Annotated in this window: 19 protein-coding genes, 5 tRNA genes and 1 pseudogene; 12 read left to right on the forward strand and 13 right to left on the reverse strand. The window is 68.5% G+C overall.

The genetic code is table 11. The features are described 5' to 3' along the window. Positions 1–12 precede the first annotated feature (12 nt). The 9 genes from ACX28W_RS25800 to ACX28W_RS25840 form a co-directional block, all read right to left on the reverse strand. Positions 13–85: transfer RNA gene (locus ACX28W_RS25800), tRNA-Glu, on the reverse strand. 20 nt (positions 86–105) lie between these two features. Beyond that, positions 106–177: transfer RNA gene (locus ACX28W_RS25805), tRNA-Gln, on the reverse strand. Positions 178–198: 21 nt separating this feature from the next. Continuing rightward, positions 199–271, reverse strand: a tRNA-Glu gene (locus ACX28W_RS25810). Positions 272–333: 62 nt separating this feature from the next. After that, positions 334–406, reverse strand: a tRNA-Glu gene (locus tag ACX28W_RS25815). A 42-nt stretch (positions 407–448) separates the two neighbouring features. Beyond that, positions 449–520, reverse strand: a tRNA-Gln gene (locus ACX28W_RS25820). Between the two features lie 91 nt (positions 521–611). Next, positions 612–1,343 (reverse strand): HAD family hydrolase, encoded by a 732-nt coding sequence (locus ACX28W_RS25825; protein ID WP_459001778.1) that lies wholly within the window; start codon positions 1,341–1,343, stop codon positions 612–614. 68 nt (positions 1,344–1,411) lie between these two features. Further along, on the reverse strand, positions 1,412–2,920 hold the full coding sequence (gene gltX, locus ACX28W_RS25830) for a glutamate--tRNA ligase (protein WP_459001780.1): 1,509 nt from the start codon (positions 2,918–2,920) through the stop codon (positions 1,412–1,414). Beyond that, positions 2,913–3,701: a fumarylacetoacetate hydrolase family protein gene (locus ACX28W_RS25835; protein ID WP_459001781.1), complete on the reverse strand. Its 789-nt coding sequence runs from the start codon at positions 3,699–3,701 to the stop codon at positions 2,913–2,915. The genes gltX and ACX28W_RS25835 overlap by 8 nt, the downstream gene beginning before the upstream one ends. Before the next feature lie 142 nt (positions 3,702–3,843). Next, positions 3,844–4,032, reverse strand: coding sequence for a hypothetical protein (locus ACX28W_RS25840; protein ID WP_459001783.1), 189 nt, complete (start codon positions 4,030–4,032; stop codon positions 3,844–3,846). Between the two features lie 599 nt (positions 4,033–4,631). Between ACX28W_RS25840 and ACX28W_RS25845 the strand changes: the two genes are divergently transcribed. From ACX28W_RS25845 to ACX28W_RS25880, 8 genes are all read left to right on the forward strand, one after another. Beyond that, positions 4,632–8,456: a sensor histidine kinase gene (locus ACX28W_RS25845; RefSeq protein ID WP_459001785.1), complete on the forward strand. Its 3,825-nt coding sequence runs from the start codon at positions 4,632–4,634 to the stop codon at positions 8,454–8,456. A 9-nt stretch (positions 8,457–8,465) separates the two neighbouring features. Then, complete coding sequence (locus ACX28W_RS25850) at positions 8,466–8,879, forward strand: roadblock/LC7 domain-containing protein (protein ID WP_010984127.1); 414 nt, start codon at positions 8,466–8,468, stop codon at positions 8,877–8,879. Positions 8,880–8,993: 114 nt separating this feature from the next. Further along, the gene (locus ACX28W_RS25855) at positions 8,994–9,392 is read left to right on the forward strand and encodes a DUF742 domain-containing protein (RefSeq protein WP_059131717.1); all 399 of its coding nucleotides are present in this window, start codon (positions 8,994–8,996) and stop codon (positions 9,390–9,392) included. After that, positions 9,373–9,948: a GTP-binding protein gene (locus ACX28W_RS25860; RefSeq protein WP_054235412.1), complete on the forward strand. Its 576-nt coding sequence runs from the start codon at positions 9,373–9,375 to the stop codon at positions 9,946–9,948. The genes ACX28W_RS25855 and ACX28W_RS25860 overlap by 20 nt, the downstream gene beginning before the upstream one ends. 350 nt (positions 9,949–10,298) lie before the next feature. Then, positions 10,299–13,499 carry a sensor histidine kinase gene (locus ACX28W_RS25865; RefSeq protein ID WP_459001787.1) on the forward strand — a complete coding sequence of 1,067 codons (3,201 nt, stop codon included), beginning with the start codon at positions 10,299–10,301 and terminating at the stop codon, positions 13,497–13,499. A 10-nt stretch (positions 13,500–13,509) separates the two neighbouring features. After that, the gene (locus tag ACX28W_RS25870; protein ID WP_005479603.1) at positions 13,510–13,923 is read left to right on the forward strand and encodes a roadblock/LC7 domain-containing protein; all 414 of its coding nucleotides are present in this window, start codon (positions 13,510–13,512) and stop codon (positions 13,921–13,923) included. A gap of 94 nt (positions 13,924–14,017) precedes the next feature. Further along, positions 14,018–14,614, forward strand: a complete 597-nt coding sequence (locus ACX28W_RS25875) for a DUF742 domain-containing protein (RefSeq protein ID WP_459001788.1) — start codon at positions 14,018–14,020, stop codon at positions 14,612–14,614. After that, complete coding sequence (locus tag ACX28W_RS25880; protein WP_030793786.1) at positions 14,595–15,176, forward strand: GTP-binding protein; 582 nt, start codon at positions 14,595–14,597, stop codon at positions 15,174–15,176. The genes ACX28W_RS25875 and ACX28W_RS25880 overlap by 20 nt, the downstream gene beginning before the upstream one ends. A 167-nt stretch (positions 15,177–15,343) precedes the next feature. On the opposite strand, the gene ACX28W_RS25885 is transcribed toward ACX28W_RS25880, so the two are convergent. Further along, complete coding sequence (locus tag ACX28W_RS25885) at positions 15,344–15,538, reverse strand: acyl-CoA carboxylase subunit epsilon (RefSeq protein WP_067370986.1); 195 nt, start codon at positions 15,536–15,538, stop codon at positions 15,344–15,346. Positions 15,539–15,595: 57 nt separating this feature from the next. Beyond that, a complete protein-coding gene (locus tag ACX28W_RS25890) occupies positions 15,596–17,185 on the reverse strand; it encodes an acyl-CoA carboxylase subunit beta (protein WP_459001790.1) in 1,590 nt (529 codons plus the stop codon). Positions 17,186–17,630: 445 nt separating this feature from the next. Here ACX28W_RS25890 and ACX28W_RS25895 point away from each other — a divergent pair, with 445 nt between their 5' ends. Then, complete coding sequence (locus ACX28W_RS25895; protein WP_459001791.1) at positions 17,631–18,242, forward strand: YceI family protein; 612 nt, start codon at positions 17,631–17,633, stop codon at positions 18,240–18,242. A gap of 274 nt (positions 18,243–18,516) precedes the next feature. Here the strand turns inward: ACX28W_RS25895 and ACX28W_RS25900 are convergent, their stop codons facing one another. Together ACX28W_RS25900 and ACX28W_RS25905 are read right to left on the reverse strand one after the other, a co-directional pair. Beyond that, entirely contained in the window at positions 18,517–19,098 is a 582-nt protein-coding gene (locus tag ACX28W_RS25900; protein ID WP_459001792.1) for a YdeI/OmpD-associated family protein, read from the reverse strand. Positions 19,099–19,149: 51 nt separating this feature from the next. Next, positions 19,150–19,374 carry a hypothetical protein gene (locus ACX28W_RS25905; protein WP_459001793.1) on the reverse strand — a complete coding sequence of 75 codons (225 nt, stop codon included), beginning with the start codon at positions 19,372–19,374 and terminating at the stop codon, positions 19,150–19,152. A 616-nt stretch (positions 19,375–19,990) separates the two neighbouring features. On the opposite strand from ACX28W_RS25905, the gene ACX28W_RS25910 reads away from it, so the two are divergent. From ACX28W_RS25910 to ACX28W_RS25920, 3 genes and pseudogenes are all read left to right on the forward strand, one after another. After that, positions 19,991–20,494: an N-acetyltransferase gene (locus ACX28W_RS25910; RefSeq protein WP_459001794.1), complete on the forward strand. Its 504-nt coding sequence runs from the start codon at positions 19,991–19,993 to the stop codon at positions 20,492–20,494. A 374-nt stretch (positions 20,495–20,868) separates the two neighbouring features. Then, a pseudogene (locus ACX28W_RS25915) lies at positions 20,869–20,991 on the forward strand (LuxR C-terminal-related transcriptional regulator); the annotation flags it as partial. Positions 20,992–21,174: 183 nt separating this feature from the next. After that, positions 21,175–21,957 (forward strand): S1 family peptidase, encoded by a 783-nt coding sequence (locus tag ACX28W_RS25920; protein WP_459001796.1) that lies wholly within the window; start codon positions 21,175–21,177, stop codon positions 21,955–21,957. Positions 21,958–22,136 lie beyond the last annotated feature (179 nt).

A 22,136-nucleotide genomic window follows, 5' to 3' on the forward strand; every position in this document is an offset into this window, starting at 1 on the left:
CATCGGACTGCGTACCCCCGACCGGATTCGAACCGGCGCTACCGCCTTGAGAGGGCGGCGTGCTAGGCCGCTACACAACGGGGGCGAGGATCACAAGTGATCCAGCTGGGCTACCAGGACTCGAACCTAGAACAACGGAACCAGAAACCGTCGTGTTGCCAATTACACCATAGCCCAATAGTGGTCTAGACCACGTAGTACCCCCGACCGGATTCGAACCGGCGCTACCGCCTTGAGAGGGCGGCGTGCTAGGCCGCTACACAACGGGGGCCCTAGCGATCCTGCATGAGAGTCAGCGGGTGCGACCCGGACTGTCCCCCTGAGAAGGATCTGTACCCCCGACCGGATTCGAACCGGCGCTACCGCCTTGAGAGGGCGGCGTGCTAGGCCGCTACACAACGGGGGCCTTGCAGAGTTGGTCTCTGCGGTTGCAGATGAGCTCTGCGAGCTGGCCTACCAGGACTCGAACCTAGACTAACGGAACCAGAAACCGTCGTGCTGCCAATTACACCATAGGCCACTGAAACGCAACCCCACGTGGGGTTTTTGTTTTAGCTTGCGCCTCCGGTTCCGGACCTTTCGGCCCGCTTTCCGGCGGCGCAGGAAGAACATTACCCGAAGGTGGACGGCGCTCCAAAACGGCTTTCCGTGTCGAGGATCGAGGAGAGTTCGGCGAGGGACGTGATGCGGTGCAGTCCCGCGAGTGCGTCACCGCTGGTGTACCCGCCGTCGCGGTCGATCCAGATCGACAGCAGGCCGGCGTCCGCGGCGCCGCGCCCGTCGATCTCCGGGTGGTCGCCGACGTACGCGACGTGGTGCGGGGCGAGTTCCAGGGCCTCGCAGGCCGCGTGGAAGGCCTGGGCGTCCGGCTTGGAGACGCCGAGCTCGGCGGCGCACAGGACCGCCTCGAAGCGGTCGCGCACCCCGAGGACGCGCAGCTTGCGGTCCTGGACGAAGAGGCTGGAATTGGACAGCACCCCGTGCCGGTGGCTGGTGGCCAAGGTGTCCAGTGCGGGCAGGACGTCCGGGAAGAGGGCCCAGGCGGCCTCGTAGTGCACGAGGTAGCGCTCGAACCACGCATCGGCCTCGGCGTCGGTCAGCTCCTGACCGAGGAAGACCCGGACGCGGTCTCGTCGCTGCCCTTCGAAGTCGGTCTCCCCCGCCGCGAATCGCGCCCACTGCCGGTCGGTGATCTCCCGCCAGCGCACCAGGGCCTCTTGCACGGTCTCGTGGCCGTCGAGCAGATCCTCCGCCACCAGGTGTCCGCGCATCCCGTCCCGGTCCGCGGTGGTGTAGTCGAAGAGGGTGTCGTCCACGTCCCAGATCACGGCCTTGATGGTCATGGTCCGACCGTAACCCGTACACAGAGGGGGCGGCGCCCGAACCGGACGCCGCCCCCTCAGTCATCCACCTACAGCTTCGCCAGTGCCGCGTCGATGCGCGCCAGCGTCTTCTCCTTGCCCAGGATCTCCAGGGACTCGAAGAGCGGCAGGCCGATCGTGCGGCCGGTGACGGCGACGCGGACCGGGGCCTGGGCCTTGCCGAGCTTGAGGCCGTGCTCCTCACCGGCGGCCAGGACGGCCTCCTTGAGGGACTCGGGCGAGGACCAGTCGGCCGTCTCGAGCTTCTCCCGGGCCGTACGCAGGAGGGCGTCCGAGCCCTCCTTCATGGCCTTCGTCCAGGACGCCTCGTCGAAGGCCGGCTCCGGCAGGAACAGGAAGTCGACGTTGTCCGTGATCTCGGAGAGGACCTTCATCCGGGACTGCGCGTGCGGGGCGATCAACTGCCACTTCGCCTCGTCGAAGTCCTCCGGCGCCCACGGGGCGAAGGGGGCCTTGAGCCAGGGGGCGCAGCGCTCGGTGAAGTCCTTCACGTCGAGCATGCGGATGTGGTCGGCGTTGATCGCCTCGGCCTTCTTCAGGTCGAAGCGGGCCGGGTTCGGGTTCACGTCCGCGACATCGAAGGCGGCGACCATCTCGTCGATGGCGAAGATGTCGCGGTCCGCCGAGAGCGACCAGCCAAGGAGGGAGAGGTAGTTGAGCAGGCCCTCCGGGAGGAATCCGCGCTCCCTGTAGAGGTTGAGCGAGGCCTGCGGGTCGCGCTTGGAGAGCTTCTTGTTGCCCTCGCCCATCACGTACGGGAGGTGGCCGAAGGCGGGGACCGACTTCGCGATACCCAGCTCGATCAGCGCCTTGTAGAGGGCGATCTGGCGCGGGGTGGAGGAGAGCAGGTCCTCGCCGCGCAGGACGTGGGTGATCTCCATCAGGGCGTCGTCGATCGGGTTCACGAGCGTGTAGAGGGGTGCTCCATTGGCTCGTACGATCCCGTAGTCCGGCACGTTCTCCGGGAGGTACGTGATCTCGCCGCGGACCAGGTCCGTGAAGGTGATCGCCCCGTCGGGCATGCGGAAGCGGACGATGGAGGTGCGGCCCTCGGCCTCGTACGCGGCCTTCTGCTCGGCGGTCAGGTCGCGGCAGTGGCCGTCGTAGCCGGACGGCTTGCCGGCGGCGCGGGCGGCGTCGCGGCGGGCGTCCAGCTCCTCCGTCGAGCAGTAGCAGTCGTACGCGTGGCCCGCGTCCAGGAGCTTCTGTGCGATGTCCTTGTAGATGTCCATGCGCTGCGACTGGCGGTACGGCGCGTGGGGGCCGCCGACCTCGGGGCCCTCGTCCCAGTCGAAGCCCAGCCAGCGCATCGAGTCGAGCAGCTGGGTGTACGACTCCTCGGAGTCGCGGGCCGCGTCGGTGTCCTCGATACGGAAGACCAGAGTGCCTTCGTTGTGCCGGGCGAACGCCCAGTTGAACAGGGCGGTGCGGACCAGGCCCACGTGGGGGTTGCCGGTCGGGGACGGACAGAAACGTACGCGTGGGGGCACCCCCTGTCCGAGCGGAGTCGAGGACTTGGGGGAGTTCGCGTTAGCCACGCTTGATCACCTTGTTGGTGAGAGTGCCGATGCCTTCGATGGTGACGGCGACCTCGTCGCCGACGTTCAGGGGGCCGACCCCAGCCGGGGTGCCGGTGAGGATCACGTCGCCGGGGAGCAGCGTCATGGCCTCGGTGATGTTGACGATCAGGTCCTCGATGGAGTGGATCATCTCGCTGGTGCGGCCGAGCTGGCGCTGTTGGCCGTTGACCGTGCACTGGATGGTGATGCCCTCGGCAATCGCAGCGAGGTCCAGGTCGGTCTCCACCCAGGGGCCGAGCGGGCAGGAGCTGTCGAAGCCCTTGGCCCGGGCCCACTGCTTCTCGCGCTTTTGAACGTCGCGTGCGGTGACGTCATTGGCACAGGTGTAGCCGAGGATGACGTCCTTGACGCGCTCGCGCGGGACCTCGCGGCACATGCGGCCGATGACGACGGCCAGCTCTGCCTCGTGGTGCAGCTCGTTCGAGAAGGCGGGGTACTGGATCTCGTCGCCGGGGCCGATCACCGAGGTGGACGGCTTGAAGAAGGCGAACGGGGCGTCGGGCACCTCGTTGCCGAGCTCCTTCGCGTGCTCCGCGTAGTTGCGGCCGAAGGCCACGACCTTGTTCGGGAGCACCGGCGGCAGCAGCCTGACCTTGCTGAGCGGGACCTTCGTACCGGAGAGCTCGAAGTCGGCGAACGGGATGCCCTTGATGATGTCGAGGACGAGCTCGTCCGGCTTGTCGCCCTCGACCGCGCCGAATGCGACGTTGCCGTCGATGGAAAACCTGGCGATGCGCACGGGATCCTTGCGCCCCTCACTGAGCTGGCTGGAGTCTGACGCTCCAGGCTAACGCGGAGAGGGGTGCGGGCTTCGCGTATGCCCCACCGGCACGGTGAGCGAGTCCGCCGGCGCGGTGAGCGAGCGGCGGCTTGTGCGCGTACTACTCCGCGACGGAGGCCGTGACCGGGGCTTCCATGAGGATGGTCCGCCGGGGGTTGGCGGTCTGGGTGGGGAGGTCGACCGAGTGCTCCGGCTGCTCCGGCGTCCGCAGCGCCTCGGCGTCCTCGAGGTGCGCCAGCGTGGTGCGTCGCGGGTTGGCTATGTTGCGGAACATCATCGTCGTCTTCACTGTTGTACTCGACCTCTGTCTTGCCGGGCGCCGAGCGGACTCAAGAGCCTCCACGTCGGCACGGGTTGTCGGATTTGCCATCTCTGTAAAGCGCCAGGCTAAACATGCAATTCCCGGGTGAAGCCGTGAAGACCTCGCGATCACCGTGTGAGTTTGCTCACTCACCGGTAGGCAAACCGGTCAATTCAGGCCGCCAACTCGCTTCGGCGAAACGGACATTGCTTGACTGAAGCCATCATTCCGCTCCTGATCATCGCGACTGGGACACCCCACACACACCAACAGCTCGCAGGCATACGTCCGTTATGTACTAGATCGTTTTCTACGTCTCGTAACGCGCCCCTCACAACGTGTCACCGAGATCACAGCCTGACCCATGGCCCTTGTTGGAGATCCGGCACTGTGCTGGAATTCCTCGAACCGCCGCGGGAACGAACCGGCGCGCAGGGGGCGCGACTCAGCGCCGAGTGGCGGCGGGAAGGGGAAGCAGCGCCGGTCACTCACGACCACACCAAGGGGCGCGTCTGCGCCCCTGAACGACGCCGACACCGTCCCGCCGCTTCCACGGAGGGACGCCTGGTCCAGAGGTTGCGACGCTAGTGCAGGGACGTTTCAAGAGGGATGGCAGCGCTTCGGCGGAGCCGGAGCCGCAAGGCGGGACCGAGCGCGGTTCCTCGCCCCAGCACGCCCAGAACCCGGGACAGTCAGAGCTCGGCGGCAGCGGTGAGCGCTCCGCGCGCCCCGGCGCGACAGCTCCCGCCACACCGACCGCGAAGCCGAAGGGCCCCAGCGGCCCCGGCTCCCGAATAGCCCTGCGCAACTGGCGCATCTCCACGCGTCTGGTCTCGCTGCTCGCGCTCCCCGTGGTCGCCGCGACCACCCTGGGCGGACTGCGTATCAGCCAGTCCATGGACGACATCCAGCAGCTCGACAACATGAAGCTGCTGACGGACATGACCAAGCAGGCGACCGAGCTCGCCGCCGCGCTCCAGAAGGAACGTGACCAGTCGGCGGGCCCGCTCGCGCACGGCGCGACGCCCACCGACTACACGGTCAAGAGCGTCCGCGACGCGACGGACAACGCCCGTAAGCAGTTCATCGCGGGCACCCAGGAGGTCGACGACGCCAGCGCGAGCGGACAGCTCACCGGCGTCCGCGACAGCCTCGTCGCCATCGCGAGCGAGCTGAACAAGCTCAGCACCATCCGCAACGGTGCCTACGGCGACTCCCAGAACTCCTCCCAGACGGTCGACGGGTACCACCGCCTCATCGCCCAGCTGATCGACCTCTCGCAGGACATGGCGGAGGCGACCAGCAACCCGGAGATGATCACGCGCACCCGCGCCCTGTCCGCCTTCTCCTCCGCCAAGGAGTACGCCTCCATCCAGCGCGCCGTCATCGCCGCCGCGCTGCCCGAGGACAAAGACGTCTTCGGCAAGCTGTCCGAGAACGACCGGCTGTACGCGACGTCGGCGCAGGACAGCGAGACCTCCGAACGCACCAGCTTCGCCAGCATCTACGGCGCCGGGGCGGAAGACCTCACCAAGCCCATCGACCAGGGCAACCCGACCATCCAGTCCGCCGACCAGTACGCCAAGCGCGTACTGGACTCGAAGGGCGGTCTGGGCACCCAGGACAAGCGCTCGTACAAGGACTGGGTCGACGACGACTCCGCCAAGATCGAGCAGATGTCGAAGATCGAGCTGACGCTGCTCAACCAGATGGAGCAGAAGGCCCGTGAGCTGCGCAACGAGTCGCAGCGCGAAGCGATCATCTCCGGTGCGCTGATCCTGCTGGTCCTCGGCGTCTCGCTCGTGGGCGCCTTCGTCGTGGCCCGGTCCATGATCCGCTCGCTGCGCCGGCTGCAGGACACCGCGACCAAGGTCGCCCAGGACCGTCTGCCCGAGCTGGTCAAGCAGCTCTCCGAGTCCGACCCGCAGGACGTCGACACCTCCGTCGAGTCCGTCGGTGTGCACTCCCGGGACGAGATCGGCCAGGTGGCCGCGGCCTTCGACGACGTGCACCGCGAGGCCGTCCGCCTCGCCGCCGAGCAGGCCCTGCTGCGGGGCAACGTCAACGCGATGTTCACCAACCTCTCGCGCCGCTCCCAAGGTCTGATCCAGCGCCAGCTCTCGCTCATCTCCGAACTGGAGTCCCGCGAGGCCGACCCGGACCAGCTGTCCTCCCTGTTCAAGCTCGACCACCTCGCGACCCGCATGCGTCGTAACGGTGAGAACCTCCTCGTTCTCGCCGGTGAAGAGCCCGGCCGCCGCTGGACCCGCCCGGTCCCGCTGGTCGACGTGCTCCGCGCCGCCGCCTCCGAGGTGGAGCAGTACGAGCGCATCGAGCTGGCCTCGGTCCCCGCGACCCAGGTCGCGGGCCGGGTCGTCAACGACCTCGTACACCTGCTCGCCGAGCTCCTCGAGAACGCCACCTCGTTCTCCTCCCCGCAGACCAAGGTCAAGGTCACCGGTCACGCGCTGCCCGACGGCCGCGTGCTGATCGAGATCCACGACACCGGTATCGGCCTGTCCCCCGAGGACCTCGCCGCGATCAACGAGCGGCTCGCCTCGCCGCCCACCGTGGATGTCTCCGTCTCCCGGCGCATGGGCCTCTTCGTGGTCGGTCGTCTGTCGCAGCGCCACGGCATCCGCATCCAGCTGCGTCCGTCCGACTCGGGTGGCACCACCGCGCTCGTCATGCTCCCCGTCGATGTCGCCCAGGGCGGCAAGAAGGCCCCGGGCAAGCCGGGCCAGGGCGCTCCCGCCTCCGGCGGTCCGGCCGCCGCGCAGGCCTCGGCCGGACTCGCCGCGGCCCGCCGCGGTGGTGGCCAGGGTGGCGGTCCGTCCCTCGGGGCGGGTGCTCCCGCCGCAGGTGGCGGTCTCCTCGGTGCCCCGCCGCAGCGCGGGCAGGTCGGTGCGGGGCAGGGTCCGCGGGCCGCGCTGCCCGGCGGCAACCAGGGCGGTCGCCCGGGTGCGCCGGGTGGAGCGCGTGGGCCGCAGGGTCCGGGCAATCCGCAGCAGGGCAGGCCGGCCGGTGCCGGTGCGGGTGCCTTCGGGCAGAGCGCGCCGAACGCCCCGCAGGGCCTCCAGTCCGGCGGACCCGGTGCGCCCCAGAGCTTCGGCGACGGACCCGGCGCCCGCCACGGCGGCTTCGACTTCAGTGACAGCGCCCCCGCGGCCGCACCTCCGCAGCAGCCGCAGCCGTCGGGCAACAAGGGCGGTGGCCGCCGCAGGCCGCAGCTCCCGGGGCGCGGTGGTCCGCGTGCCGAGCTGCCCGGTGGCAGCCAGCAGCAGTCCAGGCCGAGCTGGAGCGACGAGAACGCACAGCCGCCCGTGCCGCGCGCGTCCCTCGACACCCCGCGCGGTCACGAGGAGCCCGACGCCACCTCGCGCATGCCGCGGATCGACGACCGGCAGGGCCCGGGGGCGACCTCGGAGATGCCGCGCATCGACAACCGTCAGGGCCCCGGTGCTCCGGCCTCCGCCGCTGCCACCTCGGAGTTCGCCCGCCCCGACTTCGACGCCCCGCGCCCCGGCGCGAACGCGCCGCAGAACGCCGGGCAGAACTCGGGTCAGTTCGTCCGTCCGGACGTCTTCGGCTCCGGGAGCACGGCTCCGGCCGGCCAGAACCCGTCCACCACGGGCCAGTTCGCCACCCCCGGTTACGGCAACGGCCAGGACCCCTCGTCCACCGGCCAGTTCGCCACGCCCGGCTACGGCAACTCCCAGGACCCGTCGTCCACGGGCCAGTTCGCACGGCCGGGTTACGGCAACGGTCAGGACCCCTCGTCCACCGGCCAGTTCGCGACGCCCGGCTACGGCAACCGCCAGGACCCGTCGTCCACCGGCCAGTTCCAGCAGCCGCAGGCCCCGCAGCGGCCCGCGCGTCCGCAGCAGCCCGAGGCGCTGCCGCCGGCGACCGGCCCGGGTGACGGACGTACGCCGCTGTACGACACGCTGGAGACCAACTGGTTCCACGGTCAGGCGAACGGTTCCCAGCACGGCGCTCAGAACGGCCCGCAGAACGGCGCCCAGAACGGCGTCCACAACAACGGCTCGCAGGCTCCGCAGCAACAGCCGCAGACCCCCGCAGCCCCTCAGCACCGGCCGGCCGCCGCACAGGCCCCCGCCTCCTGGCGCAGCACGCCGAACGACGACCTCGTCCGGCAGGCAGAACGCGTCCGTCAGCCGTCGGCGGGTGGGGTCACGACCTCAGGCCTGCCGCGCCGCGTCCCGCGAGCCAACCTCGTCGCGGGCACGGCACAGCAGCAACAGCACCAAAGCGGTCCGCAGGTCTCGCGTGCGCCCGATGACGTACGCGGCCGGCTGACCAATCTCCGTCGGGGCATTCAGCAGGGTCGCCAGGCCGGTACCGGCCAGACCGGCAGCTTCCCCAGCCCCACTCACCAGCAGGAGCGTTAGTTGAGTCAGATGAGCCAGGCCGCACAGAACCTGAACTGGTTGATCACCAACTTCGTGGACAACACCCCAGGGGTGTCCCACACCGTCGTCGTGTCCGCCGACGGGCTCCTTCTGGCGATGTCCGAAGGCTTCCCGCGCGATCGCGCCGACCAGCTCGCGGCCGTCGCCTCGGGGCTCACCTCGCTGACCGCCGGGGCATCCCGGATCTTCGAGGGCGGCACGGTGGCACAGACGGTTGTCGAGATGGAGCGCGGTTTCCTCTTCCTCATGTCCGTTTCGGATGGATCGTCCCTTGCGGTCCTCTCCCACCCGGAATGCGACATCGGCCTCGTCGGCTACGAGATGGCGCTGCTCGTCGACCGCGCGGGCGCCGTACTCACGCCGGACCTGCGCGCCGAGCTACAGGGAAGTCTGCTCCACTGAACCCCCTGGGTTCCAGAGAAAGCACGAAATCACCGTCCGGCCGCCACAATCCCCCCACCGGCCCCATTCAGACGGCACGACTGACCAACCTGCTGTCCCCCGCCCGGAGGATTCATGACACCGCCCACCGCCTCTCATGATCCGTACGCAGAGCCGTACGGGGACGAGGGCGACCAGCCGCTGGTACGTCCGTACGCGATGACCGGCGGCCGGACCAGGCCGCGGTACCAACTCGCCATCGAGGCGCTGATCAGCACTACGGCCGACCCCGCGCAGTTGATGGGGCTGCTCCCGGAGCACCAGCGAATCTGCCACCTGTGCCGTGAGGTCAAGTCGGTAGCGGAGGTGTCGGCCCTCCTGTCCATGCCGCTGGGTGTGGCCAGGATCCTCGTCGCGGACCTCGCGGAGGCCGGACTCGTCGCCATCCACCAGCCTGGCGGCGATGAGAACAACGGCGGCGCGCCGGACGTGACTTTGCTCGAAAGGGTGCTCAGTGGACTTCGCAAGCTCTGACGGAGGTCGGACGACCACCTCCGCGAAGATCGTGGTGGCGGGTGGCTTCGGCGTGGGCAAGACCACGTTCGTCGGCGCCGTCTCGGAGATCAACCCGCTGCGCACGGAGGCCGTCATGACGTCCGCGTCCGCGGGCATCGACGACCTCACCCACACCGGGGACAAGACCACCACGACGGTGGCCATGGACTTCGGCCGCATCACCCTCGACCAGGACCTGATCCTGTACCTCTTCGGTACGCCTGGTCAGGACCGCTTCTGGTTCATGTGGGACGACCTGGTCCGCGGCGCCATCGGTGCCGTGGTCCTGGTGGACACCCGCCGCCTCGCCGACTGCTTCCCGGCGGTCGACTACTTCGAGAACTCCGGGCTGCCGTTCGTCATCGCCCTCAACGGCTTCGACGGACACCAGCCCTACAATCCCGAAGAGGTGCGCGAGGCACTGCAGATCGGTCCGGACGCACCGATCATCACGACGGACGCCCGGCACCGCGCGGATGCCAAGAGTGCGCTGATCACGCTGGTCGAGCACGCTCTCATGGCACGTCTCAGGTAGCACTCAAGTCGACAGTTGTATAAGGCAGTTGTCGTAGACGCACTGGAGCCGACTGTGTCCTTTGACACGGTCGGCCACAGTGTTCATAACGTTTCGACATTGGATTCCACGGGCATCGACACGCATCGCGGTCACCCGGTGCCGCAGCGTTCACAAAAGCCCCGCCTTTTGGCGGGGCTCGCTCTTTATGACCGTTTTATCTGGGGGATGCGTCACCCGGAACCATCGGTTCCGAGTGTTTGGAAGGGCGCCGCCTGACGTGCTGGAATGCGCTGAACTGCCCGGTAGACAAGGGCGCTGGACACACCGCGGCACAACGTAGGTGCCGACGCCGAGAGGTTGTTGGTCGAGTGAGGCGAAGCAAGAACGGTCCCGAGCCGTCGGCACGGGGCAACTTCACCCCGCCGCCGCGCGGAGCGGCGCCCGTACAGGTGCCTGCCCCTGAGCCCCCGCCGGCGCCCGCGCCGAGCGGCGGCAGTCTGTCCCCCCGTAACTGGCGTGTGCCCACCAGGCTGAACGCGATCCTGCTCATACCCGTGCTGGTCGGCCTCGTCATGGGCGGCTTCCAGGTGAAGGGCTCGATCGACACCTGGCAGGAGGCCCGGGACGCCGAGAAGGTGGCGAAGATCGTGGCGGCCGCCGGCGCATACGCCGAGGCCCTGCTGAACGAGCGCGACGTCTCCGCCGAGCCTCTGCTGCTGGGCGATCGGAACGACGCGACGGTCAAGAAGGTTCGTGCCCTCACCGATGAGAAGGCCGACGCCTTCCACCAAGAAGTCATCGGGATGCCGGACACGGACGGGCTCGAGCGACGACTGAGCCTGGTGGAGGAGGCCGAGCCTCAGCTCGAGCAGATCCGCAAGACGGCGTTCACGAAGTCCATGGAGCCGGTGCAGACCGAAGAGGGCTACGTCGCCGTCGAGCACCTGCTCATGGAGTTCTCGAACGAGTTGGGCCTCGGTACCGGCAACATCACGAGCTACGGCCGTACCGTGTACGCCATCGCGCTGGCCAAGGGCGCCGAGTCGCTGCAGCGCTCGATCGGTACCCACCTGCTCGTCAAGCCCAGCACCAACGCGCAGAACTACGCGCGGCAGGTCACCTCCTTCACTTCGTACGCGTACCTGGAGAACGTCGCTCTTCAGGAGTACGTCTCCGGTGGAACCGAGCAGGACGCCACCCGGCTCACCACCGTGATGGAGCAGAAGACCGCGGAGGGCAAGAGCCGGCTCGCCGAGGCCAAGAGCAAGGCCGAGGCCGCGGGCCAGACCTTCGTGGCGCCGCCCTCGATGGACAAGATGTTCCAGGCGATCGCCAGTGGCGCCACGCCCACCGAGCTCGCCGCGAAGGGCATCACTCCCGCTACGTGGATGGCTGCCGCCACCCTCAAGTTCGAGGGCTACAGCGAGATCGAGAGCGACCTCATCGACCGAGCGGTCACCGACGCCGGCGACATCGCTTCCGACGCCCAGCGCGACGCCTACGTCAACGGCGCCATCGTCGTCATCGCCCTGCTCGCCGCGTTCATCCTCGCCGGGCTCATGGCACGCCAGATGAGCACCTCCATGCGGCAGCTGCGCAACGCGGCCTTCAGTGTCGCCGAGCAGCGCCTGCCGATGCTGGTCGACCAGCTCTCGCGCACCGACCCGGGCCGCGTCGACACCCGTGTCACGCCCATCCCGATCACCACCACGGACGAGATCGGCGAAGTCGCCCGCGCCTTCGACCAGGTCCACCGTGAGGCGGTCCGACTGGCCGCCGAGCAGGCGCTCCTGCGAGGCAACATCAACGCGATCTTCACCAACCTGTCGCGCCGCAACCAGTCGCTGATCGAGGGCCAGCTGACCCTGATCACCGACCTGGAGAACAACGAGGCCGACCCGGACCAGCTGGAGAACCTCTTCCGTCTGGACCACCTCGCGACCCGTATGCGCCGCAACGGCGAGAACCTCCTGGTCCTCGCCGGCGAGGAGCCCGGCCGCCGCTGGGACCAGCCGGTCCCGCTGGTCGACGTGCTGCGCGCCGCCTCCTCCGAGGTGGAGCAGTACGAGCGCATCGAGCTCTCCGGCGTCCCGGAGGCCGAGATCCACGGCCGCGCCGTGACCGACCTCGTGCACCTGCTCGCCGAGCTCCTGGAGAACGCCACCACGTTCTCCTCCCCGCAGACCAAGGTCCGCGTCACCGCGACCCGTCTCCCGGACGGCCGCATCATGGTCGAGATCCACGACAAGGGCATCGGCCTCACCGCCGAGGACTTCGCGGACATCAACCACAAGCTGGCCAACCCGCCGACCGTGGACGCCGCGATCTCGCAGCGCATGGGCCTGTTCGTGGTCGGCCGGCTGTCCGACCGGCACGGCATCCGCGTCCAGCTCCGCCCCTCGGGCGAGCAGGCCGGTACGACCTCCCTGGTCATGCTCCCCGACGCGATCACCCACGGTGGTGGCGGCGGCGAACAGCACCTGCAGCGCGACGAGTTCACCGTCTCGCAGATCATCCCGGAGCAGCAGGCCTTCCAGCCGGAGCCGGCCTTCCAGGCCCAGCAGCCGCTGCGCACCGCGGCCGAGCTCGGCTTCGACGACAGCCGCTACACGGAAGTCCCCGACGACATCCGCGAACTGGACCCCGTAGGCCGCTCGCTGATGCGCGAGGAGCGCCGTGCGGCCCTGGAGGCCCAGGCACAGGGCCAGCCGGAGGCCATCGAGGCCCCGCGGTACCAGGACGACTTCGAGGCGCCCCAGCAGGCCTACGACAACGGACAGCCCGGGTACGACAACGGCCGGCCCGCGTACGAGGAGCAGCAGGCGACGTACGACCAGCAGACGGCGTACGAGGAACCGCAGCAGGCGGCGTACGACGAGACGTACTTCCCGTCGAACGGCGGCTACCCGGAGCCCGGGTATGCGGAGCCGGTCCAGGGGGAGCACTCCGGGGCCCGTGGCGCCGCGCAGGACACCTTCTCCGGCTTCGAAAAGCCGTCCCACCAGGACGACTGGCCGCAGCAGGACGGTTACCAGAACGGTTACCGGTCCGAGTACGCTCCGGAAGCGGAATCCGCGCAGGCCACTGACGCAGGTGAGCAGGACCGCGTAGGCTTCAGCCGTCCGGGACCGGCACCTTCCGCCCCGCACGCGCTGACTGACGCCGGGCTGCCGCGCCGCGGATCCACCCCGAGCGGCACCAACGGCCAGCGGCCCGTCGGCCAGGGGTCCCAGGTAACGCCTGCGGTCACCCCGGGCAACGACGACTGGCGTTCGTCCAACGACGACCGCTGGCAGCGCGCCGAGCAGCTCAAGAAGCCCAAGGCGGGTGGAGTCACCTCTTCCGGCCTGCCGCGGCGGGTACCCAAGGCCAACCTGGTCGAGGGAACGGCGGAATCGACCCCACAGGGCGGCCCCCAGGTCTCCCGTGCTCCTGAGGACATCCGGGGCAGGCTGAGCAACCTGCGCCGCGGCGTGCAGCAGGGGCGCAATGCAGGTAGTGACACGAACGGCCAGGCCACCGGGAATCATCACGGTGGGCCTGACAGCACCTACAACCAGGAGCGTTAGTGTGAGCCCGATGAGCCAGGCGGCGCAGAACCTGAACTGGTTGATCACCAACTTCGTGGACAACACCCCTGGGGTGTCCCACACGGTGGTGGTCTCCGCCGACGGACTCCTTCTGGCGATGTCCGAAGGCTTTCCCCGTGACCGCGCCGACCAGCTCGCGGCCGTCGCGTCCGGTCTGACCTCGTTGACCGCGGGAGCCTCCCGCATCTTCGAGGGCGGCAGTGTGAACCAGACAGTTGTGGAGATGGAGCGAGGATTCCTCTTCATCATGTCCGTATCCGACGGTTCGTCACTCGCGGTCCTTGCACACCCCGAAGCGGACATCGGCCTCATCGGGTACGAGATGGCCCTTCTGGTGGACCGTGCAGGTACGGTCCTGACCCCGGACCTTCGAGCAGAGCTCCAAGGGAGCCTTCTCAACTAGCAGACAGACCGTGCGTTTTGGCGTCCCGTGGCCGTAAGGTTTCGGAACGCGGTCCCACAGTGATGGGTGCCCGGCACAGTCGGAGGAGGAGAAAGTGGCAACACCCCCAGGCGGTTCGTCTTCGGGCAACTGGTCGTACGGCCCCGGCCAGGGGCAGGGCCAGGGTGACGGTTCTCAGAACCCGAACCGGTTCAACTTCCCCTCCGCGCCCAGCCACCGTGGCCAGCCGTACGCGCCCCAGGGCCCCCAGGGTCCTGGTCCCACGCCGTACGACCAGCCGTCGGCGCCGCGCATCCAGCCTGTGCAACCGCAGCGACGCACCCCAGAGGCGGCGCCCGCGGGGTCTTCGAACAACCCTCTGGTGCGCCCGTACGCCATGACGGGCGGCCGCACCAGGCCCCGCTACCAGCTCGCCATCGAGGCGCTGGTGCACACCACCGCACAACCGCACCAGATGCAGGGCCAGTTGCCCGAACATCAGCGGATCTGCAACCTCTGCCGGGAGATCAAGTCGGTGGCCGAAATCTCGGCGCTGCTGACGATCCCTCTCGGCGTGGCCAGGATTCTCGTCGCCGACTTGGCGGAGGCGGGCCTGGTCGCCATCCATCAGCCCGGCGGCGACGAGAACGCCGGCGGCCAGCCAGACGTGACTTTGCTCGAAAGGGTGCTCAGTGGACTTCGCAAGCTCTAGCGGAGGGCCTTCCCGCTCCACCACGTCCGCGAAGATCGTGGTGGCGGGCGGCTTCGGCGTGGGCAAGACCACGTTCGTCGGCGCCGTCTCGGAGATCAACCCGCTGCGCACCGAGGCCGTGATGACGTCTGCTTCCGCGGGCATCGACGACCTCACGCACACCGGAGACAAGACGACGACCACCGTCGCCATGGACTTCGGTCGTATCACCCTGGACCAGGACCTGATCCTGTACCTGTTCGGCACCCCCGGCCAGGACCGCTTCTGGTTCATGTGGGACGACCTGGTCCGAGGCGCCATCGGCGCCATCGTTCTGGTCGACACCCGCCGTCTCGCCGACTGCTTCCCCGCGGTCGACTACTTCGAGAACAGCGGGCTGCCGTTCGTCATCGCCCTCAACGGCTTCGACGGAAACCAGCCGTACAACCCGGACGAGGTCCGGGAGGCGCTGCAGATCGGTCCGGACGCGCCGATCATCACGACGGACGCCCGGCACCGTGCGGACGCGAAGAGCGCGCTGATCACGCTGGTCGAGCACGCTCTCATGGCTCGCCTGCGCTAGCGCGTCCGCGCGACGAACGCAGAAGGGGCGCCCTCTCCATTCCGGTGGAGAGGGCGCCCCTTTCTTTCCTGGGACAGGGGAAGCTTCTTTCGTGGGACCTTTCATGGCACAGGGAAAGGGCCCGCTCCTCATGGAGCGGGCCCTTCCTCATGCTCGAGCGGCGCAGCCTAGCCGTGCCAGCTGTGCGGGGCGCGGAAGCCCGGCTCCCGCTCCAGGCGACGCCAGCCGGCCTTCGCTCGGCCGCGGTGGGTCGGGGTGGTGTCCGGCTGGGCGGCGGCGCGGGCCAGGAGGATGGCCGTGATGGCGGCGACTTCCTCGGGCTCGGCGTGGCCCTTCTCAACGCGGATGTCAGGGGTGTCCATAGGTTTCAGTCTCCGTGAGAGAGGTTTCCGCGGCACTGCCGCGGAGGATCCGCAGGGTTACTGCGGGGGGTTGCCGTGCTTGCGGGAGGGCAGGTCGGCGTGCTTGGTGTGCAGCATCGCCAGTGAGCGGATGAGGACTTCGCGGGTTTCGGCGGGGTCGATGACGTCGTCGACCAGGCCGCGTTCGGCCGCGTAGTAGGGGTGCATGAGCTCGGCCTTGTACTCCTTGACCATGCGTACGCGCATGGCCTCGGGGTCGGCGGCCTCGGCGATCTGCCGGCGGAAGATGACGTTGGCCGCGCCCTCCGCGCCCATCACCGCGATCTCGTTGGTGGGCCAGGCGTAGGTGAGGTCGGCCCCGATGGACTGGCTGTCCATGACGATGTAGGCACCTCCGTACGCCTTCCTGAGGATGAGCGAGATCCGCGGCACTGTCGCGTTGCAGTACGCGTACAGCAGCTTCGCGCCGTGCCGGATGATCCCGCCGTGCTCCTGGTCCACACCGGGGAGGAACCCGGGGACGTCCAGGAGGGTGACGATCGGAATGTTGAAAGCGTCGCACATCTGGACAAAGCGTGCAGCTTTTTCCGAGGCCTCGATGTCCAGGACGCCGGCGAGGGTCTGCGGCTGGTTGGCGACGATGCCCACCACCTGGCCGTCCAGGCGGGCCAGCACGCACATGATGTTGCGGGCCCAGCGCTCGTGGACCTCGAGGTAGTCGCCGTCGTCGACGAGCTCCTCGATGACCTTCGCCATGTCGTACGGGCGGTTGCCGTCCGCCGGGACCAGGTCCAGCAGGATCTCGCCGCGCCGGTCGGCCGGGTCCTCGGAGGCGACGCGCGGCGGGTTCTCGCGGTTGTTCTGCGGCAGCATCGACAGGAGGTAGCGCACCTCGGCGATGCAGGTCTCTTCGTCGTCGTACGCGAAGTGGCACACGCCGGAGGTCTCGGCGTGCACGTCCGCGCCGCCGAGGCCGTTCTGGGTGATCTCCTCGCCGGTGACCGCCTTGACGACGTCGGGGCCGGTGATGAACATCTGCGAGGTCTCACGGACCATGAACACGAAGTCCGTCAGGGCGGGCGAGTACGCCGCGCCGCCCGCGCACGGGCCGAGCATCACGCTGATCTGCGGGATGACCCCGGAGGCCTTGGTGTTGCGCTGGAAGATGCCGCCGTACCCGGCGAGGGCGCTGACGCCCTCCTGGATGCGGGCGCCCGCGCCGTCGTTGAGGGAGACCAGGGGCGCGCCGGCCGCGATGGCCATGTCCATGATCTTGTGGATCTTCGTGGCGTGCGCCTCGCCCAGCGCGCCGCCGAAGATCCGGAAGTCGTGCGCGTAGACGAAGACCGTCCGGCCCTCCACCGTGCCCCAGCCGGTGACCACACCGTCCGTGAACGGCTTCTTGGTCTCCAGCCCGAACCCGGTCGCCCGGTGCCGCCGCAACTGCTCGACCTCTCGGAAGGAGCCCGGGTCCACCAGCAGCTCGATACGCTCCCTGGCGGTCAGCTTGCCCTTGGCATGCTGGGCCTCGGTCGCCTTCTCGCTGGGGCCGCGCAGTGCCTCCACACGGATCGCGTGCAGCTCGGCCACGCGCCCGCGTGCGTCCGTGGGTTCGCCAGAGGGCTCGGCCTCATCCAAAACGGTCATGTAGCGACCATACGAAGTCAACCGAGTAAACCGGGCCGTCGACTCCGTACAGTCTCCGGCCCGTTTTCCTGGTACCCCTGAACAGAACCGTGACCGCATGCAAGCGATCTGACTGCTCAGAGGGCATGTGGCTTGTAGAGGTCACACAAAGCCGCCGACTGAGAGCCGCCTCACATTCGCGAGTCTCACATGCCATCCCTTGAGTGACAAATTGCCTCGATCGGCGGCCTGCCGCGAGTCGGCGGGGCGCCCCCGACGGCGACGAGCACCGAGAAGCGGGTCACCGAACCACGACGTAACGTCGTAAAACACATGGCAGATGAATGTTGAAACTTGAACGGAATAGGTCTAGAGTCACTCTCGTTGACCTCGTTGAACGTTCAACAAACTCCGCGTCGCGGCTTCCCCGGACGAAACCGCGACCCGTCCCCCTCAGGAGCACGTCATGGGCATCTTCGGCCGCAAGACCACCGACACCCCCGCCGCCACCACGACCCCCCCCGTCGTGAACCCCGATCTCGTGGCGCTCACCGGTGACTACACGATCGACCCGTCGCACTCGGCGATCGGTTTCGTCGCCCGTCACGCCATGGTGACGAACGTCAAGGGCACCTTCAAGGAGTTCGAGGGCACCCTCCACCTGGACGGTGCGGACCCGTCCAAATCCACCGCCACGATCAACGTCAAGATGGACAGCGTCGACACGCGCTCCGAGGACCGCGACAACCACCTCAAGAGCTCCGACTTCTTCAGGACCGACGAGTTCCCGACGATGACCTTCCGCTCCACCAAGGCGGAAGCGCTGGGCGGCGACGACTACCGGATCACCGGCGAACTGTCGATCCTCGGCATCACCAAGCCGCTCAGCATCGACCTGGAGTTCAACGGCTCGGCGAAGGACCCCTTCGGCAACGACCGTGTCGGCTTCGAGGGCAAGGCGGAGATCCTGCGCTCCGAGTGGGGCCTCACCTGGAACGCGGCCCTGGAGACCGGCGGCTTCCTCGTCTCCGACAAGATCAAGCTGACCTTCGACATCTCGGCGATCAAGAACGCGTGAGCCCTCGACTCACGCCGGTCGGCCCTCTGGCCGACACCGCGAGCGCGCCCGCCCTTTAGGGCCTGTCCGGCGGATCATGCCGCAGACGCGGGGCTGATCAGGCGCCGTTGCTTTCCTGCGACCTGTTCCGCCGGACAGGCCCTAACTCCCCCGTACCGGGAGGGCGGGCGCTCCGCCGCGCTCGCACCTGCCCCGGCCCGACGGCCTTCACTCCGGCCATTGGTGCCCATTGGCCGAAATGCACAGGTAATTCCCGACCGGGCTCGCGATCACGTCACGCGCTGCCCTGCTCCAGCCGGGCGACCACGTTCCGCAGTCGCGCCGCCCTGCTCTCGGCGCTCCTCGCCCTCAACAGGCCCACCATGGCCATGTATCGATCCGTCCTGCCGAGCTGCTCGAAGAAGCGCTTCGCGCGGGGGCTTCGTTCGAGTGCGGCCGCCAGATCGTCCGGCACGGTGGCGTTCTTCTGCGACTCGTACGCCGCCTCCCACCGCCCGTCCACCTTCGCGGCGTTCACCTCCGCGAGCCCGGCGGGCCGCATCCGCCCGGCGGCGGCCAGTTCCTCGACCCTGCGTACGTTCACCATTGACCAGAGGCTGCCCGGCCTGCGCGGGGTGATCCGTTGCAGGAAGTACGACGCGTCGAGGCCTCTGCGATGACCGGTGATCCAGCCGTGGCAGAGCGCCACGTCATTGACTTCCCCCGCCGTGACCGAGGTCCGACCAGACCCCTTCTTGGCGATCTCGACCCACACCCCCGAGCGCAGTCCGGGGTGCGCCGCCAACCAGGCGTCCAACTGGGCGGCGTCTTCGAAGGCCCTGAATTCAGCGTCGTCCACACCGGCGAGAGTCTTCATGGGGGCACGGTATTCCCGTACTAGGTCAGTTTCCGTCCTAAAGGCCTCGGCTCACTCACTCTCGTACAGCCGCGCCAGATCTACGAGAATCACCTCGTCCCGATCGGCCGCGGCCCGCAGATCGTCCGTAAACCCGGCACCGCTGTAACAGGCGAGCCGGACGGCCGACGTATCGACGCCACGCTGCGCGAGCAGCGACGCGGCATGCCGCAGCCGCTCGAGATGGCCGAGGCCCATGACCTGGTCCCACTTGGCCTCACCGAGCGACAGCAGCACGCCGTTGTCCTGGCCACCGCGCCACGCACGACCACGTCGATTTCATGGCTCGTACGATCTCCCTGGTCCGGAACCGTGCCGTACGAGACGTCGATCGGCATGCCGCCGAACGTGTCCGGCGACGCGAAGTGAGCCACCCACTCACGGCATACCTGCTCGAAGCCCTCCGGCCCCGTCCTCACCCTCTCCCCCGCGACCTGGAGCGTGTTCCTTGAGCGCGTCGCAGACTAGGCAGACCAGGCAGATCGACTGGATCGGCATCGCCTCGTACGGGAACGTGCCGGGGCGCCCGCTCCCCTTGGTGGCCGTTCGCGCTTGACTGCGTGAGCGGGGGATCGACTGGATGCCGTTCGTATTGGACGAGCTTCGGTGGGATCTCGCTTGTGGGCGTGGGCCCGACGGGCACTGGTGGGGGTGGATCACCGTGTACGTGGCGGCGGACGCGTTGTGGCGGCTCGGGCTGCATCCCGATCAGGCGACCGGCGGAGCCAACCGGTCCTCTCCTCCCGGCTGGTGGCATGCCGCCGGCGAGCGTCATGCCCTTGGGAGGTGGCCCACGGCCGACCCCATGGAATAACCCGAGGCGGCGCACCCGCCCTGTCGCTAGCCTCCGGGCATGACCTGGTTGCCTGCTGACTTCGTTCACCCGCTGCGTGTTGAGCTGCCGGGTGGATATCACTTGCGGCCGGTCACCGGGGCCGATGCGGCCATGGACTATCCGGTCGTCATGGGGTCGCGCGAGCGGTTGTGGTCCATTTTCGGTGAGGCCTGGGGGTGGCCCGCCGAGACCATGACCTACGAGGCGAACCAGAAGGATCTGGAGCGGCACGAGGCCGAGATCGCCACTCACGAGTCTTTCAACTACGTCTTGCTCGATGAGTCGGGCACCGGCGAGTTCGGGTGCGTGTACATCGATCCTCCGGAGAAGGCCGGCGCCGACGCCGAGATCTCCTGGTGGGTGGTGGACGAGCGCGTGGGGTCCGAACTGGAGCGGGATCTGGACTCGTTCGTGCCCCGGTGGATCGACGAGGCGTGGCCCTTCGAGCGGCCTCGGTTCATCGGGCGTGATCTGTCGTGGCGGGAGTGGCTGGGGCTGGCGGACGCCGACGCCGGTGAGTGACCTACGCGCCCCGCCGCCTGAACATCGCGCCGCCGAGAAAGAACACCCCTGGCACGTACGCCGCCAGTACCCCCAGCCCCGGCCATGGGCCGATGAGCAGGCGGGCCAGGTTTCGCGTCGCCTGGATGGCGGGGCCCGCCGGCATCGGGGCCCAGGTGCGGTCCTTCCAGGTGGGCGAGCCCAGGAGGTTGGCGAGGAGCGGCGTAGAGCAGGCCCAGGCCTGTGGTGATCGCCGCGGCGCTGTCTCGCAGCAGTACTGCCAGGCCCAGGCCCAGGAGGGCTATGAGGATCAGGCAGAGGGTGGAACCGAGGGCGACGCGGAGGGTGGTGGTGTCAGTGAGGGAGAGAAGGGGGTAGCCCTCCTCGGGGGTGAAGTCGGCGAGGAGACGGTGAAGACGCACGTCAGCCGCATCCTGTCGAAGCTCGCGCTGCGGGACCGTACGCAGGCCGTGATCACGGCGTACGAGTCGGGGCTGGTCGTGCCGCGGATGTCGTGAACTGCCTGGCCGGATTTCACCCCTTGTGTGAGGCGTCACAGCGTTCTCATAATCCAGCAACAGAATTTGACCAGTCCATGCCAGCAAAGGGGCGATTCTTTGCGCCCATTTGGCATGCTCCCGACATTTCAGCGCCCGTGGTTCCCCGACCTGTATGTCAAACCCCCCACGGAAGGCATCACGTTGAAGTCTCTCCTCACGGCGTTCAAGAGATTCGCGGTCCTCGGTGCGGCCGCTCTCGCGATCGTCAGCCTTCAGCCCGTTTCCGCCGCACAGGCCGCCCCGTCGCCGGTCGTCGGCGGAACCCGTGCCGCGCAGGGCGAGTTCCCGTTCATGGTCCGGCTCTCCATGGGCTGTGGCGGCGCGCTCTACACCCAGCAGATCGTGCTCACCGCCGCGCACTGTGTGAGCGGCACCGGCGCCAACACCAGCATCACCGCCACCGCCGGTGTCGTGGACCTGCAGTCCACCACCGGCCGGGTCCAGGTCCGTTCCACGTACGTCTACCGGGCCCCCGGCTACAACGGCAACGGCAAGGACTGGGCGCTCATCAAGCTCGCCTCGCCGATCAACCTGCCGACGCTGAAGATCGCCACCACCACGCAGTACAACACCGGCACCTTCACCGTCGCCGGCTGGGGTTCGGCCTCCGAGGGCGGCGCCCAGCAGCGCTACCTGCTCAAGGCCACCGTGCCGTTCGTGAGCGACGCGACCTGCCGCACCTACAGCGGCTACAGCGGCCTCGTCGCGGGCGACGAGATCTGCGCCGGCTACGCGGCGGGCGGGGTCGACACCTGCCAGGGCGACTCCGGCGGCCCCATGTTCCGCAGGGACTCCGCCAACGCCTGGATCCAGGTCGGCATAGTCAGCTGGGGCATCGGCTGCGCCCGGCCCAACGCCCCCGGCGTGTACTCGGAGGTCTCCACCTTCGCCTCCGCGATCGCCTCGGCGGCGGCCTCTCTCTGACTTCCGCCTCGTAGAAACCTCGCATGACCTCGTACCACGCCGTACGACGTCCACGGGCCCGGTGCTGCCAAGCGCCGGGCCCGTGCCCGTGCCCGTCCCGCGCGGCGGCAGCGGGCATGACGGCCAAGCCGACTTCCGGAGCCGACCCGGTCAGCCTGGCAGGTCGGACAGGTCCTCGT

Source organism: Streptomyces sp. SD15, assembly GCF_054462255.1.